This window comes from Pseudomonas sp. SWI36 (assembly GCF_002948105.1).
GTDB classification, from domain to species: domain Bacteria; phylum Pseudomonadota; class Gammaproteobacteria; order Pseudomonadales; family Pseudomonadaceae; genus Aquipseudomonas; species Aquipseudomonas alloputida.
Genome location: NZ_CP026675.1, coordinates 5693840 through 5710623 on the forward strand (window position 1 = coordinate 5693840; position 16784 = coordinate 5710623).

13 protein-coding genes and 1 pseudogene are annotated in these 16784 nt (G+C 64.4%); 10 read left to right on the forward strand and 4 right to left on the reverse strand.

The window, feature by feature from the left end:
* Positions 1-8: 8 nt before the first annotated feature.
* On the forward strand, positions 9-2060 hold the full coding sequence (locus C4Q27_RS27145; protein ID WP_064493479.1) for a TonB-dependent receptor: 2052 nt from the start codon (positions 9-11) through the stop codon (positions 2058-2060).
* A gap of 47 nt (positions 2061-2107) precedes the next feature.
* Here C4Q27_RS27145 and nikR read toward each other — a convergent pair whose 3' ends face one another.
* Positions 2108-2524 (reverse strand): nickel-responsive transcriptional regulator NikR, encoded by a 417-nt coding sequence (gene nikR / locus C4Q27_RS27150; protein WP_010954217.1) that lies wholly within the window; start codon positions 2522-2524, stop codon positions 2108-2110.
* Positions 2525-2611: 87 nt separating this feature from the next.
* On the opposite strand from nikR, the gene nikA reads away from it, so the two are divergent.
* The 7 genes from nikA (at position 2612) to C4Q27_RS27185 (ending at position 9420) form a co-directional block, all read left to right on the forward strand.
* The gene (nikA, locus tag C4Q27_RS27155) at positions 2612-4186 is read left to right on the forward strand and encodes a nickel ABC transporter substrate-binding protein (RefSeq protein ID WP_064493478.1); all 1575 of its coding nucleotides are present in this window, start codon (positions 2612-2614) and stop codon (positions 4184-4186) included.
* Between the two features lies 1 nt (position 4187).
* Positions 4188-5129, forward strand: coding sequence for a nickel ABC transporter permease subunit NikB (nikB, locus tag C4Q27_RS27160; RefSeq protein WP_064493477.1), 942 nt, complete (start codon positions 4188-4190; stop codon positions 5127-5129).
* A complete protein-coding gene (nikC, locus tag C4Q27_RS27165; protein WP_010954220.1) occupies positions 5126-5971 on the forward strand; it encodes a nickel ABC transporter permease subunit NikC in 846 nt (281 codons plus the stop codon). The genes nikB and nikC overlap by 4 nt, the downstream gene beginning before the upstream one ends.
* Positions 5972-6742, forward strand: a complete 771-nt coding sequence (nikD, locus tag C4Q27_RS27170) for a nickel import ATP-binding protein NikD (protein ID WP_064493476.1) — start codon at positions 5972-5974, stop codon at positions 6740-6742.
* Positions 6739-7560 (forward strand): nickel import ATP-binding protein NikE, encoded by an 822-nt coding sequence (nikE, locus tag C4Q27_RS27175; RefSeq protein ID WP_064493475.1) that lies wholly within the window; start codon positions 6739-6741, stop codon positions 7558-7560. The genes nikD and nikE overlap by 4 nt, the downstream gene beginning before the upstream one ends.
* Before the next feature lie 105 nt (positions 7561-7665).
* Positions 7666-8118 (forward strand): four-helix bundle copper-binding protein, encoded by a 453-nt coding sequence (locus C4Q27_RS27180; protein WP_064493474.1) that lies wholly within the window; start codon positions 7666-7668, stop codon positions 8116-8118.
* Positions 8119-8361: 243 nt separating this feature from the next.
* A complete protein-coding gene (locus tag C4Q27_RS27185) occupies positions 8362-9420 on the forward strand; it encodes a diguanylate cyclase (RefSeq protein WP_064493496.1) in 1059 nt (352 codons plus the stop codon).
* 15 nt (positions 9421-9435) lie between these two features.
* Here the strand turns inward: C4Q27_RS27185 and mhpT are convergent, their stop codons facing one another.
* Both mhpT and C4Q27_RS27195 read right to left on the reverse strand, forming a co-directional pair.
* Positions 9436-10677 (reverse strand): 3-(3-hydroxy-phenyl)propionate transporter MhpT, encoded by a 1242-nt coding sequence (gene mhpT, locus C4Q27_RS27190; RefSeq protein ID WP_019438196.1) that lies wholly within the window; start codon positions 10675-10677, stop codon positions 9436-9438.
* A 34-nt stretch (positions 10678-10711) separates the two neighbouring features.
* Positions 10712-12103 (reverse strand): alginate export family protein, encoded by a 1392-nt coding sequence (locus C4Q27_RS27195; protein ID WP_064493473.1) that lies wholly within the window; start codon positions 12101-12103, stop codon positions 10712-10714.
* Between the two features lie 261 nt (positions 12104-12364).
* Between C4Q27_RS27195 and C4Q27_RS27200 the strand changes: the two genes are divergently transcribed.
* Both C4Q27_RS27200 and C4Q27_RS27205 read left to right on the forward strand, forming a co-directional pair.
* Entirely contained in the window at positions 12365-14029 is a 1665-nt protein-coding gene (locus tag C4Q27_RS27200) for an arylsulfatase (protein WP_064493472.1), read from the forward strand.
* On the forward strand, positions 14026-15051 hold the full coding sequence (locus tag C4Q27_RS27205; protein WP_064493471.1) for a formylglycine-generating enzyme family protein: 1026 nt from the start codon (positions 14026-14028) through the stop codon (positions 15049-15051). Before C4Q27_RS27200 ends, C4Q27_RS27205 begins: the two co-directional genes overlap by 4 nt.
* Here C4Q27_RS27205 and C4Q27_RS27210 read toward each other — a convergent pair.
* Positions 15032-16776, reverse strand: a pseudogene (locus C4Q27_RS27210) (acyl-CoA dehydrogenase family protein). The gene C4Q27_RS27205 and the pseudogene C4Q27_RS27210 overlap by 20 nt on opposite strands.
* Between the last annotated feature and the right edge of the window lie 8 nt (positions 16777-16784).

Below are 16784 nucleotides of genomic sequence, written 5' to 3' on the forward strand. Positions count from 1 at the left end.
AACCTTCCATGCCTGCGTTCCGTTGCACCGCACGCGCTGTCCTGCCCGTGCTCGCTGTGTTCAGCCTCAGCCCGCTGTCACTGGCCGTTGCCGAAACTTTGCCCACTGAAAACTCCACCCTCACCCTTGGCGCGGTCAACGTGACCAGTGCCGAAAGCGGCCCGCTGGCCACCAGCAGCGTGCTCAGTTCGGTGGACATCCTGGGGGGCGATATCCTCGAAAAGATGCCCGTGACCTACAGCTGGGAACTGTTCAGTCGCGCGCCAGGGGTGATGCTGACCGAGTTCAACCAGGGCACCACCTCGGGCAAACTGTCGTTTCGCGGCTTCAATGGCGAAGGCGAAGTGAACGCGGTCAAGTTGCTGATCGATGGCATCCCCAGCAACACCAACGACGGCAACATGCCCTTCATCGACTCGGTGTTCCCCATGGACATCGACAGCATCGAAGTGGTGCGCGGCACCAGCGACCCGCGCTATGGCCTGAACAACATCGCCGGCAACGTCAACATCAACACCCGCACCGGCGGCAACTACAACAAGGCGCGCCTGCGCTACGGCAGCTTCAACACCCGCGAGGTGCAACTGGCCAAGGGCATCGAGACCAGTAACTGGACACAGAACTACTTCTTCGCCCGCCAGCAGGTCGACGGCTACCGCGACCATGCCGACACCGAACGCTACAGCTTCGGCGGCAAATGGTTCTATACCCCTGACGATGGCAGCTATCGTCTTGGCCTGATCGCCCGCCACTACGAGTCCGAAGCCCAGGAGGCCGGTTACCTGACCGAGGATGACGCCCGCCATCATCCGCGCATGAGCAATGACTACAACGCCACGGACAAAGGCACGCGGCGAATGAACCAGGTCAGCGTGCACTTCGACACCGACCTGGCCGAGACCCTGTCCTGGTCGGCCAAGACCTACCTCAACACCTATGACGACCGTCGCTGGACGCAGTACTGGCGCACCAGTTCACAGCAGGAGCGCGACACCTACGAGGACCAGTACGGCGCCATCACCTCGCTGACCTGGCGGCCGCAGGTGGACTGGCTGCACGCCTTTGCGCTGGAAGGTGGCAGCGATATGCAGAAGCAACAGAACCGCAGCGAACGCTACCGCACCGTGGAGCGTGTACGCCAGGTGCAGACACGCGACCAGGACTTCGACTTCAACACGGTCGGTGCTTATGTACAGGCGGAGATCGAGCCGTTCGAATCGCTGAAGATCGTGCCGGCCTACCGGGTGGACAAGATCAGTGGCGACTTCACCAACAAGATGACCGGGCAGGACTACGACATCAACGACTACGGGCTGATCAAGCAGCCCAAGCTCAGCATTGTCTATTCGCCGTGGAAGTTCGCCAGCGTCTACGCCAACTGGGGCCGCACCTTCCAGGTCGGGACGGGCGCCGCAGCCTACAAGGTGCCGCCGCGCAACGAGGACCTGGACCCTTCGATCAACGAAGGCTGGGAAACCGGCGTCAAGTTCACCCCGGCCAGCTGGGTCGATGGCCGCGTGGCCTATTGGCGCCAGGACGCCTCTGGCGAAGTGAGCCGTCGCCTGAACGACCCCAGCGGCGAGTCGGACAACGTCGGCGAAACACGCCGCTGGGGCTATGACCTGCAGGTCAACCTGCACCCGGACGAACGCACCGAGGTGTGGATGTCCTACTCCTGGCAGTACTCCAAGATCCTTGAGCCCAGCAGCGCGTTACCAGGCAGCAAAGGCCAGGAAATCGATCACGTGCCACACCATCTGTGGAACACCGGCATCAGCTACCAGGCCACTCCCGCGCTGCAACTGACTGCCTGGGCGAACGGGCAGACCAACTACTACCTGGAGCGGGAGAACACCCAAGGTACGTATGGCGGCTACGTACTGATGAACCTCGGTGCAACGTACAAGGTCAGCGAAACCATGAGCGTGGACCTGCAGTTGAAGAACCTCACCAACCGCTACTACGAGTACGTGTGGTACGACCCGGACGGTGCGGATGCTTCCCTGCACTCCCCGGGTGACGGTCGTGCCCTGTATGCCGGGCTGACGTTGGACTTCTGAGTAACGGCCCTTGGGCCGATCGCGTCACGAACAAGTGACGCAACGCCTCAGCGCACCTTAGGCTGCCCCGGAGCCGGGATCACCTGCACCTGGCCATGTTCCACGCCGCGCTCAACCATCAATTGGCGAGACAACTCGCCAATTCGGCCGCTTTCGCCCTGCAGCACCGAAACCTCCAGGCAGTGGCCGGCATCCAGGTGCACATGCAAGGTTGATCGGGTCAGATCGTGGTGGGCGTGCAGGGTCTGGTTGAGCCGTCTGGGCAGTTCGCGGGTGCTGTGGTCGTACAGGTAACTGACCACGGCCACGCAAGCGGCATCGTCCGGCAAGGCTTCAGACTCGCGCATCCCCGCACGCAACAGGTCGCGGATGGCCTCCGAGCGGCCCTGGTAGCCTTGGGTCGCCACCCGCCGATCGATGACGTCGAGCAGCTCTTCATCCAGCGTGATGGTGATTCGTTGCATTCTGTAACTTCCGGTAAGATGATTTCACGTAGACATCATACCCACCACACTTTAGCCTACGGCCTCCGTGAAAGTGGGGGACGCAGTGTGAAGCAGCAGCCTGGTAAACGAAAGCCCACCCTGTGGGGCATCCTTCTTCTTGCTGCGTGCGCTGCTGCGCCAGCCAGCCGCGCCGCCGAGCAAGGGCCGCAGCTGGTGTACTCCTGGCCTGTGAATGCCGGGCCGCTCGACCCGCGTGGCTATTCCCCCAACCAGATGTACGCCCAGGCCATGGTCTATGAACCCCTGGTGCGCTATACCGCCGCGGGTACGCTGGAGCCATGGCTGGCTGAGGCCTGGCAGATTTCGGACGACGGCAAGACCTACACATTCACCCTTCGCGACGGCGTGCGCTTCAGCGATGGCACACCCTTCGATGCGCCCGCGGCCAAAGCCAACCTCGACGCCGTCCTGGCCAACACTCAGCGTCACCGCTGGATGGAACTGGTGACCACACTGGACCACGTTGAAGCGCCTGAGCGCCTGACCCTGCGCCTGATCCTCAAGCACCCTTACTACCCGACGCTGATGGAGCTGGCCCAGGTTCGCCCATTGCGCTTTGCCTCGCCTCAGGCCAAACCCGGCCAACCGGCTGGTACCGGCCCCTGGATACGCGCCGAATCACGCCTGGGCGAATACGACCGCTTCGTGCGCAACCCCCAGTACTGGGGGCCCAAGCCGGCCTACGGCGAGGTCATGGTCAAGGTCATTCCAGACCCCAACAGCCGCGCGCTGGCCCTGCAGGCCGGCGAGGTCGAACTGATCCAGGGCGCCGCCGGCGAGATCACGGCCGGCACGTTCGTGCGCCTGCGTGACCAGGGCTATGCCACCGCACTGTCGGCACCGCTGGCCACCCGCACCCTGGCGATGAACACCGGCCGTGGTGCTACCCGCGATCTGGCGGTACGCCAGGCGATCAACGAGGCGGTGGACAAGCAAGCCATCATCGACAAGATTCTCTACGGCCTTGAGCCCCGGGCAGATACCCTGTTCGCCAGCAACATGCCCTACGCCGATATCGGCCTCAAGCCCTACCCTTACGACCCGGCGCGCGCCGCCCGCGCACTTGATGCTGCCGGGTGGACGCTGGCCTCAGGCGCGTCTGTGCGCAGTAAAGGCGGCGAACCCTTGGCCATCGAGCTGGTATTCCTCGGCACAAGTGCCTTGCAGAAGAGCCTGGCCGAAGTGCTGCAGGGCGAGCTGGCGAAAATCGGCATCCACATCGACCTGCGTGCGGTTGAAGAAGGGGCTTTGGTCCGGCGCCAACGCGACGGCGACTTCGGCATGATCTTCGCCGACACCTGGGGCGCGCCCTACGACCCGCATTCGTTCGTCAGCTCCATGCGCTACGCCGGCCATGCCGACTACATGGCCCAACGTGGGCTGGCAATCAAGGACGAACTGGACAAGCGCATTGGCCAAGTGCTGGCCAGCACCGACGAACAGCAGCGTGCCGAGCAGTACCGCTTCATCCTCACCACCTTGCACGAACAAGCCGTCTACCTGCCCATCTCGCATCTCACGGCCATCAGCGTGCGCCGAGACTCGGTGGCCAAGGTCCAGTTCGGCAGCACCTTGTTCGATGTGCCGTTCGAAACCATGACGCCAAAACAGGGAGACTGACATGTTGCGCTACATCCTGTTGCGCCTGGCGCTGCTTGTGCCGGTCATGCTTGGCGCTTCGTTGCTGGTGTTCGTGCTGCTGCACCTGGGCAGCACAGACCCGGCGCTGGACTACCTTCGGCTTTCGCACATTCCACCGACCGACGCCGCCATTGCCGAAGTCCGCCATACCCTGGGGCTCGATCGCCCGCTGTATGCGCAATACCTGACCTGGCTGTGGAACGCCGTGCATCTGGACTTCGGCATCTCCTACATCACCGGCCGTCCCGTGCTCGATGACCTGCTCTACTACCTGCCCGCCACCCTGCAGCTCGGCGGCCTGGCGTTAGCCTGCACGCTGCTGCTGTCGATCCCCATGGGGCTGTTGGCGGCCCGCTGGCAAGGGCGCTGGCCCGACCACGCCGTGCGGGCAGTGACCTTCCTGGGGGTGTCCATGCCCAATTTCTGGCTGGCGTTTCTGCTGATCGCGCTTTTTTCCCTGTGGCTGGGCTGGCTGCCGCCGTTGGGGCGTGGGGGGGCCGGGCACCTGGTGATGCCGGTGCTGGCGATCGCCCTGATGTCGATGTCGATCAACGCCCGCCTGCTGCGTGCCAGCCTGCTGGATGCCGGCGGGCAGCGGCACGTTACCTATGCCCGTGCCCGCGGCCTGCCCGAACGGCACGTCTGGCGCGACCATATCCTGCGCAATGCCTGGCTGCCGCTGGTGACGGCCACCGGCATGCACATCGGCGAACTGATCGGCGGCGCACTGGTGATCGAGACGATCTTCGCCTGGCCCGGCGTTGGTCGTTTTGCGGTGTCGGCAGTGCTGAACCGCGACTTCCCGGTGATGCAGTGCTTCACCCTGCTACTGACCGGTATGCTGATGATCTGTAACCTGATAGTCGATGTGTGCTACGCCTGGCTTGATCCTCGCAGCCGGCTGGAAGGGGTGAACGCATGAGTGTGCACGCTGCCCTGCGTCAGCCATTGCTGCTGCGCCGCCCCAGCCTGATGATCGGCCTGGCCCTGGTCGGCCTGCTGGCGGTGCTGGCGCTGTTCGGCCACTGGATCGCCCCGCATGACCCCGACCTAGTCGACCTCGGCCAGCGCCTGCAGGCGCCAGACGCCCGTCACTGGCTGGGCACAGACCACCTCGGGCGCGACCTGCTTTCGCGGTTGATCGTCGGCACGCGCCTGTCCTTGGGCAGCGTGATGCTGACCCTGGCGCTGGTACTGGCGCTGGGGCTCGCGGTCGGCGGTGTGGCCGGGTTCGTCGGCGGGCGCACCGACCTGCTGCTGATGCGCCTGTGCGACATGTTCATGACCTTCCCCACGCTGGTACTGGCGTTTTTCTTCGTCACCTTGCTGGGCACTGGCCTGAGCAACGTGATCATCGCCATCGCCCTGTCCCACTGGGCCTGGTATGCGCGCATGGTGCGCGGCCTGGTGATTGCCCAGCGCGGCCGCGAATACGTATTGGCTTCACGCCTGGCCGGCGCTTCACGCTGGGCGCGGCTGCGCCAGCATGTGCTGCCCAATATCGCCGGCCCGTTGCTGGTGCTGGCAACCATGGACATCGGCCACATGATGCTGCACGTCTCCGGCCTGTCGTTCCTTGGCCTCGGGGTGGCGCCCCCTACCGCCGAATGGGGCGTGATGATCAACGACGCCAAGGAATTCATCTGGACGCAGCCACAACTGCTGCTGTTGCCAGGGCTGATGATCTTCTTCTCGGTGATGGCCTTCAACCTGCTGGGCGATGCGCTGCGCGACCGCCTGGACCCTGCACAGGAGCGCCATTGAATGAGTCCGTCGTTGCTTGAAATCCGTGGCCTTCGCATAGAAACCCAGGCCGGCGTGCTGGTGCATGAGGTTGACTTGCAGCTGCGCCGCGGCGAAGTCTGCACGTTGGTCGGTGCCAGCGGCTCGGGCAAATCCCTCAGCTGCCTTGGCTTGCTCGACCTGCTACCGCCTGGCCTTGCCCGCACCCAAGGACAACTGCTGCTCGACGGCCAGCCGCTGGCTGCAAGCAGTGTCCGAGGTCGCCTGGCCAGCCTGGTGCTGCAAAACCCGCGCAGCGCCTTCAACCCGGTGCGCAACATGGCCAGCCATGCCATCGAAACGCTCAGGCAGCGAGGCATCACCGGCGCGTCAGCACGGGCGCGGATGGCCCACTGCCTGGATGCTGTCGGCCTGGCAGACCCTGAGCGGGTGTTGCAATCGTTCGCTTTTCAGCTCAGCGGCGGCATGCTGCAAAGGATGATGATCGCCCTGGCGCTGATGGCCGAAACCCCATTCCTGCTGGCAGACGAACCCACCAGCGACCTCGATGCCCTGAGCCAGGCGCGTTTTCTCGACCTGCTGATGGAGCTGGTGCAGGTGCATGGGCTGGGGGTATTGCTGGTGACCCACGACATGGGTGTGGTAGCGCGCTGTGCAGACCAGGTCGCGGTGATGGAAGCCGGCCGCATTGTTGAATGCCAACCGGCCCATGAGCTGTTCCAGCGCCCCGCCAGTGCCACTGCCCGCACCCTCCTCCACGCCCACCAAGTCCTTTGCCGGAGCCAACCATGAGCCTGCTGCACGTCCACCACGTTGGCCACCGTTATCGTACAGGGGGGCTGCTGCGCAAGCGCGGTTGGCTGCAGGTACTCGACGGTATCGACCTGCAACTGCACGCTGGCGAATCCATCGGACTGCTCGGCAGCAGCGGCAGCGGCAAAAGCACGCTCGCACGGCTGCTGCTCGGGCTGGAAAAACCGGACCAGGGCCAGGTGAGCTTTGCCGGGCAGGATGTCAGCCAGCTCAAAGGTGAGCAGGCGCGCGCCTTTCAGCGCACGGTGCAACTGGTGTTCCAGGACGCCCCTGGCGCCTTCAACCCGCAGCGCAGCATCGGCTGGAGCATCGCCGAGCCGCTGCGCCATCTGACCGACATGGATGAAGCCGCCCGGCAGGCGCGCACCCTTGCACTGCTGGAGGAAATGGGCCTGCGCGCCGAGCATGCCCAACGCCTGCCGCAGCAGTTGAGTGGCGGCCAGTTGCAGCGTGCCAACATTGCCCGGGCGCTGGCCGCCTCGCCACAGCTGGTAGTGCTCGACGAAGCGTTGTCGAACCTGGACCGGCTGTTGCAGCTGCAGATCCTGCAGCAGCTGGAAGCGCTACGCCAGCGCAGCGGCACCGCTTTCGTGCTGATCAGCCATGACCTGAGCCTGGTGCAGTACTTCTGCCAGCGGGTTGCGCTGCTGCACGGCGGGCGCATCGTGGAGGAACGCCCCGTGACGCACGACCTGTGCTTTGCGCACCCCGTAGGCCGGCAGTTGCAGTCGGCGGTGTTGCCTGCACGCCCGCAGAAGAGGCCATCGCCGCAAGGCCTGCCAACAGTTGCACACTGACACCACCTGGCTTTCGGATTCTCGGAAAACAGTCTATGTTCGCGATACTGATCTGCGCGGACAGCCGTGCGCAGCCAAGGCCGACTTCGATCAAGGAAACGATCCATGCAACGACGTGAAATGCTGAAAACCGTCGCAGGTGCCGTAGCCGTGGCGATGACCAGTTCTGCACTGGCCGCCACTCATGAGCACGCACATCAACATGACCATGGCACTTCCGGCGCCAGGCCGTTTGCCGGGCTGATAGACAGCAGCAGCGATTGCCAGAAGACCGGTGAGGCGTGCCTGGCGCACTGTCTGGTACTGCTTGGTCAAGGTGACACGCAAATGGCGGCCTGTGCCCAGTCCGTCAGCGAACTGCTGGCTACCTGCAGTGCGTTGATGAAGCTGGCCCTGCAAGGCTCCCGCTTCACGCCGGCCATGGCCAAGGTGGCCGCTGATGTCTGTGCCAGTTGTGAAACGCAGTGCCGCAAACACGAAAATGAGCATGCCGAATGCAAGGCGTGTGCAGACTCCTGCGCTGCCTGCCTGAAGGAATGCAAGGCCCTGGCCGCCTGATCCCGCTGACCAATACTGTCATTACACTGCCGCAACGCTTGCTGACGCTGGCACCCGAACGTGGCGAACGCCATCACACGTGAACGCCATGAGCCTTTTCCAGGGTGCCAGCAAAGTGCCAGAATCTGCTACCGTTCACCAGTCGAAGCGCCAGCCATGACAGACCTTGATCCTCATGATGAAATAGCGCATTACGTACGGACGGATCGGCTCGAACAGCTGTTCGTCCAGTCAGCGCCTGCGGTGCTTGGCAGCTTCCTGGCCGCCGTCATGCTGTGCTGGTTGGGCTGGGAGCGTTTCGACCAGCAAAGGGTCATGGTCTGGATGACGTTATTGGGCCTGTCGACCAGCGTGCGTACCGCCATGTTCTTCGCCTATCTGCGAGCACCCGCCAACCAGCGCACGGCCGAACGCTGGGAGTGGCGTTACTGGGTCACGCTGATGCTGTCGGCGGCTATCTGGGGCTGGGGCGCCTTTGCCGTAATGCCCGCCGACGACGCGCTGGGGCAGACGCTGATCATGCTGTTTGCCGTCGGCATGTCTGTCAGCGCGGTATCATGCTACTCCTCCTACCGCAACATGACCCTGGTGTCGATGGGCCTGGTCTTGCTGCCTTCTACGGGCTGGCTACTGTTGCAACCTTCCACGCTGCAACAAGGGATAGCCTTGGCGGTGCTGGTGTTCGCCTGGTTTGTGGTCAGCGCGACGCAAAGCCTGTCCTCGGCATTGACGACGGCCTGGCGCCTGAAACACGAAATGCAACGCGCGCATCGGCTGGCCATGGTGGCCTCGTGCACGGACGAACTGACCGGCCTGAACAACCGACGTGCTTTTTTCGACAACGCTTCGGCGCAGCACGTCCGGTGCAGGGAGGCGGGTACATTCATGGCCGTGTTGATGCTGGACGTCGACCATTTCAAACAGATCAACGACACGTTCGGGCATGCCGCTGGTGACCAGGTGCTGAAGCGCATCGGTGCAGCGATCAGTGCCAGCCTACGTGACAACGACATTGCCGGCAGGCTGGGCGGCGAGGAGTTCGCCATCCTGCTGCCCAATACGCCGCCAGACACGGCGATTGAAGTTGCCGAGCGCCTGCGGGCCCTGATAGCCAAACTGCGTGTGAATGATGAACACCCGGTCACCGCAAGCATAGGTTTAGCGTTCGCGAAAGCCCCTGCCTCTGAGCTCGGCGCCTTGCTCAGCAGTGCAGACAGCGCCATGTACCTTTCCAAGGTATCGGGCCGTAACCGGGTCACAGTCGCCGAACCGGAGCAGGAGGCATTGCGCAAGCAGCACTAGCCCCCCAAGGAAGCGCTATGCAGGGTCCTGAGCCGCAGCCTCACCCGGCTCCGGGCGTTGCGTGCGGGTTCGGTGTTTCAGCAGCGCACGTGCCGCCAACGCCGCGAGCACCAGGCCTGGAGCCGCGGCCATCAGCAGCCCCCCCGCACCTGCACCTGCTGCAAGGATCTGCCCGGCCGCCAGAGGACCGGCCATGGAACCCAGGCGCCCCACCGCCACCGAAGCGCCCAAGCCCGTTGCGCGCACCTGGGTCGAATACAGCGTCGGCGCCAGCGCGTACAGCACCAACTGGCCACCAATGGCGCAATACCCTGCAGTGAACCCGGCCAGCAACATCAGCCCGAAACTGCTCGACAGCCCCAGCCCCGCCAACGACGCCAGCATGCCGGCGTAGGCGATCAATACCGCCCGCCCGGCAAACCCGCGGTCCATCATCCGACCGGTCAGGAACGATCCAGCCGCCCCACCCAGGTTGAACAGAATCTGCACGGCGCCCGCCTGCGGTCGGCTGAAGCCTTGGCCGATCAACAGCGACGGCAGCCAGTTGAGCAACATGTACAACACTGTCAGGGTGAAGAAACATGCCACCCACAGCAACAGCGTGCGGCTTGCCTGCTGCGGCCCGAACAGTTGGGTAAGCACACCTTCACTGCCAGCCTTGGCAACGCCTTGGGCACGGAATGCCTGGGACTCTTTCAGCCAGATCATCAGCACGAAGGCGATCACTATCGGTGCGATGCCGCCGACGTAGAACACCGTACGCCAACCGTCGCCCACGCCGGCCATGCCGATCAGCGACGCAACCGCCCCGCCCAGCGGCACACCACAGTAAGTCAGGCTGACCGCCGTGCTCCGCAGACGCTCAGGCGCCGCCTCGCTGGCCAGGGCGATCAGGATCGGCAACGCCGCCCCCAGCCCGAGCCCTGTCATCAGCCGCGCGATCAACAGCGAATCGTAGGTCTGGGCATGGGCGGTCCCTAGCGAGAAGCCGCCAAACAGCAGCACCGCCACGATCAGGATCGCTTTGCGGCCAAAGCGGTCTGCCAGCCAACCGCCGATCAGCGCGCCGGGCAGCAACCCCAGCAACCCGGCACTGAATACCCAACCGAGCATGGCAGGGGTCAGGTTGAATGCCTTGGCCATGTGCGGCGCGGCGATGCCGGTGGCCTGCAGGTCCAGCCCTTCCAGCAAGGCAACGAGAAAACACAAGCCGATGGTGAGCACGGCCTTGCCCGATGACGCGGATGAATGATGCATGTGTGGCCCTCTGTTGTTGTTATCGGTCGGGTGGTCAAAGGCGGAACGTGGCGCGTACTGAGACGAACGACGAATCTTCGCCGCCAGCCTCCTTGATGGCCGTGCCCACGTCGTAGTACTTCAGGTCAAGGTCCAGGGTCAGGTTGGGAGTGGCAAGCCAGCGCGTGCTGGCACGGTAGATGGTACCGACATGGCGACCCGTGCCGCGGGTGTTGGCCAACATGCTCATGCCGGGCATGTACACGCCGTCTTCCTCACGCTGTTTCCACACTTCGAAGATGCCGGGCTCGATGCGCAGCGTGCGCCAGGGCGAGAAGCCGAAGGTCGGCCCCACCACGATGATGTTGCTCAGGGTGGTGAGGCTGGCTTCACCATAGACACCATTGCGTGGGTAAAGCGGGTCGAAGGTGCCGACTTTTCCGTCGCCCAGGTCACTGTCGCCGCTTGCGGCATCGATGCGCATGGCCAGGCGCGGTTGCCAGGGGTGGGTGAAGGTGAAGCCGCTGTCGCTCGACAGCGCCCAGGCGCGGATCGACGCGTTGCCCAGGTGGCCGGTCTGCCCGACAAGGTTCCAGCTCCAGTCCAGTGCCTGATGGCGGCCGAACAGCCGCGTGCCGAAGGTGTAGCGCTGCTCGTCACCCGACTCGCCGGCCAGGCTGCGGTCGTCGGTTTCCAGGCTAAAGGCTAGCAGGTCCATGTTCCACGACGCCGACAGCGGCAAGGTGCCGTAAAGGCCGTAGAATTTGATGTTGTTGTTGCTGCCATCGTCCCAACTGTCTTCACCGGTTTTCAGCGGGCGCACAGCGAATGCATCCAGCTTGCGTCCGTCCTTGAGGTTGAGGCTGGCGCGCACGCCGTCGAAGCTCAGGCGGATGTTCGGCGCGTCGCGGTAGGTGACCAACACCTGGTCGCCGAAGCCCATCTCCTGGCGACCTATGCGTGTGGTATAGCGCCCGGCGGCGAAATCGTGGTTGAAATCGACGAAGGCCTGTCGCACTTCATTGCGGCTTTCATCATTGGGCGAGTACAAGTCCTTGCCGAAGGCACGGGTATTCTCGACCTGGACGAAGGTACGCACGGCATCGTCGAACAGGTGCAGGTCGGCATGGGCCTGCAGCCGTTGCTGCAGATAGGAATCGTCGTTCAGCCCGCGCAGGCCAAAGAAGGGTTTGTCCGAAGCATCGGCCCGGTAGCGGGCCTCAGCCCCGAGTTGCAGCCAGGCCGACTCTGACAGCCGATGGTAGCGCAGGCCATCGAAGGGGGCAGTGGCCTTGGCGGGGTCGTCGAGAAAGCGGTAGTCCTCGATCCAGCGAGGGGCCCCTGGCCTCCCCGGCCGGCTCTCTTCAAGCGGGCTGGCCGCGTAGGCGGACTGGCACAGCGAAAGCACCATGAGGGGCAGGCATACCCCGTTCAACGGCTTGATCATCAGAATTTCCCTTCACTTGTTTTTATAATTGTTCTTACAAACTGGATAACTCTGTTAACGATTATTTTTGTTAACCATATGCGCCGTCAATAGCGTTTTGCCGTGTACAAGGAATGATCAGCATCAAGCGTTCGCTAATCGCACACTTCTGCAGCGAGCGGCTGCGGCATTCATTCATCCGTCGCTAGAATCCAGTGGCGTGCTGTCTATTCAGAGGCCATGCGCAAAATTCGAGTCCATTACAAAAACAAGAGTCCCCCCATGAATTGCCTCCGCCCCCTTGCCGCCCTCGGCGTGCTCATGCTCGGTGCCAGCCACGCCATGGCCGCACCAACCGTTAAACAACCAAACATTCTGCTGGTGGTCGCTGATGACCTCGGTTTCTCCGACCTGTCGGCCCTGGGCAGCGAAATCCAGACGCCCAACCTGGACAAACTGTTGGCCGACGGCCGCCTGATGCTCGATTTCCACGCCGCGCCCAGTTGCTCGCCGACGCGGGCGATGCTGATGTCCGGCAACGATCCACACCTGGTCGGGCTGGGCATGATGTCGGAGACGCGCAAGCGCCTGCCGGCCGGCGCAGAGGTACGCGCCGGCTACGAAGGCGTGCTCGGTGCCAATGTCGCGACCCTCGCCGAACTGCTGCACGACGCCGGCTACCGCACCTACATCGCCGGCAAATGGCACCTGGGCATGCAACCGACCCAACAGCCACACAACCGCGGCTTCGACCAGGCCTACGTGCTGCTCGAAGGCGGCGCGGCGCACTTCAAGCAGGCCAACATGGACCTGCAGTCGAACTACAGCGCCACCTATCGCCACAATGGCGAGCCGATCGCGCTGCCCGACGACTTCTATTCCACCACCTGGTACACCGACCGCCTGATCGACGCGATCGACCAAGGCAAGGCCAGCAACAAACCGTTCTTCGCCTTTGCCGCCTACACCGCGCCGCACTGGCCGCTGCAGGCGCCGGATGCGTACCTGGCGCAGTACCGAGGCCGTTACGACCAAGGCTACGAAGTCATCGCCCACGAGCGCCTGAAGCGCCAGCGCGAAGCCGGCCTGGTGCCCACCGACTTCCCCCTGCAAGCACAACTGGAAGGCGTGCCGAGCTGGGCATCGCTGAGCGATGAACAAAAACGCCAGTCCGCGCGCACCATGGAGGTATACGCCGCCATGGTCACGGCGCTGGACGCCGAGGTGGGGCGCCTGGTGGAACACCTGCGCAAGACCGGCGAGCTGGAAAACACGATGATCCTGTTCATGTCCGACAACGGTCCGGAGAACGCCACCCGTGTCGACCCCGAGTGGATCAAGGCAAACTTCGATAACCGCCTGGACAACTACGGCCGCCGCGATTCGTTCCTGATGATCGGCTCGGCCTGGGCCCAAGTCAGCGCCCTGCCCAGCCGTCGCTACAAGATGACCACCTACCAGGGCGGCATCCGCGTACCGGCCTTCGTCTACTACCCAGCCACCATCAAGGCCGGCCGCAGCGAAGAGCTGGCCAGCGTCCGCGACATCATGCCGACCCTGCTGCAACTGGCCGGTGCGCCGATGCCCGGCGTCAAGTACCGCGACCGCGATATCGTGCCGCCGCAAGGCACATCGGCGCTGAACTACCTGCAAGGCAAGGACAGCCAGATCCACGCCCATGACGAAGCCCTGGGATGGGAAATCAACGGCAGCGCCTCGTTGCGCAAGGGCCCGCTGAAGCTGGTGTGGGATGCCACCGACAGCAAGCCGAGCTGGCACTTGTATGACCTGAGCAAGGACCCTGGCGAGCACCACGACATCGGCGCAGGGCACCCCGAGCAGGTGGCGCTGATGCTGCGCGACTGGAAGGCTTATGCCCAACGCGGCAACATCGCGATCGATGCCGACGGCCGTCCGGCCAGCCCGATCCTGGTCAAGCCGCAATGATCGCCCGGGCAGCCGGCTGCGCAGCACTCGCCGCCGGCCTGCTCGCCGCCGCCTATGCCGTGTGGCCGCAAGACCCGGCGCCGGCGCTGCTGTGCACGGGCTACAGCGGCCTGCCCGCGCAGCGCCAAGGCCCTTGGCGGGACGGCATGGTGCACGTGCCGGGCGGCGAGTTCAGCTTTGGTTCAAGCCGCTTTTACGACGAAGAAGGCCCGCCTCACCCCGCCAAGGTGTCCGGCTTCTGGATTGACGTGCATCCGGTCACCAACGCCCAGTTCGCGCGCTTCGTCAAGGCCACCGGGTATGTCACCCATGCCGAGCGCGGTATCCGTGTCGAGGACGACCCTGCCCTGCCCGACGCGCTGCGGGTACCGGGTGCGATGGTGTTTCACCAGGGTGCGGACGTGCTCAGCCCCGGCTGGCAGTTCGTGCCCGGCGCCAACTGGCGACACCCGCAAGGGCCGGGCAGCAGCCTGGCCGGGCTGGACAATCATCCGGTGGTGCAGATCGCCCTGGAAGATGCCAAGGCCTATGCCCGCTGGGCAGGCCGCGAACTGCCCAGCGAGGCGCAGCTGGAATACGCCATGCGCGGCGGCCTGACCGATGCCGACTTCAGCTGGGGTACCACCGAGCAGCCCAAGGGCAAGCTCATGGCCAATACCTGGCAGGGTCAGTTCCCTTATCGCAATGCGGCGAAGGATGGTTTTACCGGTACATCACCCGTGGGCTGCTTCCCGGCCAACGGCTTTGGCCTGTTCGATGCTGGCGGTAATGTCTGGGAGCTGACTCGCACGGGCTATCGGCCAGGCCATGACGCACAGCGCGACGCCAAGCTCGACCCCTCAGGCCCAGCCCTGAGTGACAGCTTCGACCCGGCAGACCCCGGCGTGCCGGTGGCGGTAATCAAAGGCGGCTCGCACCTGTGTTCGGCGGACCGCTGCATGCGCTACCGCCCCTCGGCACGCCAGCCGCAGCCGGTGTTCATGACGACCTCGCACGTGGGTTTCAGAACGATTCGGCAATGAATGGCAACGGCGTGGCGGCCGCGTCGATGGCCGCCACCTGCCGGTCGAGGTCGGGCAACAGGTAGCTGAGGAAGAACCCAACGCTTTCCTGCTTTTCCCTGCGCTGCGCCGCTCCCAATGGCAACGCCTGGATGCAGCGCGCGCTGCGGGCCCAGGCGAAGGCCTGCAGCACCGTTGCGCACAACTGCAGGAAGTCGCCTGCGGCGCGGTACGGAAATTCGGGATCGCCCGCGGTCATCGACAGCACCTTGGCCAGCACTGCCTCCAGCGTGTCGCACGCGCTGCCCAACGCGGTGGCGGCTGCACCAGCGTCCGCAGCAGCCTCGGTACGCAACTCACCCAACAGCAGGGCGAACCCTTCCCCCCATCGCCCAATACCTTGCGCAGCATCAGGTCGTTGGCCTGTATTTCGTTGGTGCCTTCGTAGATCATCGCGATGCGGCTGTCGCGCAAGGTCTGCTCGATGGCAAACTCCTGGGTGTAGCCATAGCCACCCAACACCTGCAAGGCCTTGCTTGCCAGGCTGAACCCCTGCTCGGTGAAGGCCGCCTTGACGATGGGGGTCAACAGCGCCGCCAATGTCGCAGCCTTCGCCCGTTGTGCAGGCTCGACGGCGGCGTCGGCGATATCCAGCCACTGGGCCGTCCAGTAGGCCAGCGCGCGCATCCCCTCGGTACGCACCCGCAACTCCAGCAAGACCCGACGCATGGCCGGGTGCAGGTGGATCGGGTCGGCGCCCTGGGCGCCCCCCTTGGCCCGCCCCGGGACACTCATCTGGCGCCGCTCCAGTGCATAGTCGCGGGCCTGTTGCCAGGCAGCCTCGGCATGCCCCAGCCCTTGCAGACCAACATGCAGCCGCGCGGAATTCATCATCACGAACATCGCCGCCAGGCCGCCATGGGGCTGGCCTATCAACCAGCCCCGGGCCCCCTCCAGGCGCAGTGCGCAGGTGGCGCTGCCACGGATGCCCAGCTTGTGTTCCAGGCCGTCGCAGTACAGTGTATTGCGCTGGCCATCCTCCAGCCATTTCGGCACCAGCAACAGCGAGAGCCCGCGGTTGCCGGGCGGCGCATCCGGCAACCGGGCCAACACCAGGTGGAGTATGTCGCGGGTCAGGTCGTGTTCGCCGCCAGAGATGAACAGCTTGTTGCCACTGACCGCGTAGCCACCGTCGCCCAGGGGCACGGCGCGGCAGCGCAACAGGCTTAGATCGCTGCCGGCCTGGGGTTCGGTCAGGCACATGGTAGGCAGGGTGGCACCACTGACGATGCCCGGCAGATAGCGCGCCTGCAGCTCGGCGGATGCATGGGCTTTCAGGCACAGGTAGGCACCGTGGGCAATGCCGGTGTACATGGCCCAGCCGTGGTTGCTGCCGAACAGCATCTCTTGCAAGGCCGCCTCCAGCACTAACGGCAGCCCTTGGCCGCCAAGCGCCGGGGCGCATGCCAGCGACGGCCAGCCACCGTCGACATAGGCGCGATAAGCCGCCGGGAATCCGTCCGGGGTGCGTACCTCCCCGCCCTCCATCTGGCAGCCCTGGCGATCGCCCGAACTGTTCAAAGGGGCCAGCACCTGCTCGCAGAAACGGGCCGCCTCTTCCAGTACCTGGGCCGCCAGGTCGAGGTCGACGTCGGCATATGCCGGTAATTGCGCCCAGGCCTGATCGGCCCGCAGCCAGTGTTGCAAGACGAACTGCATGTCGCGCAGGGGCGCCTTCCAGGTCATCGGATACC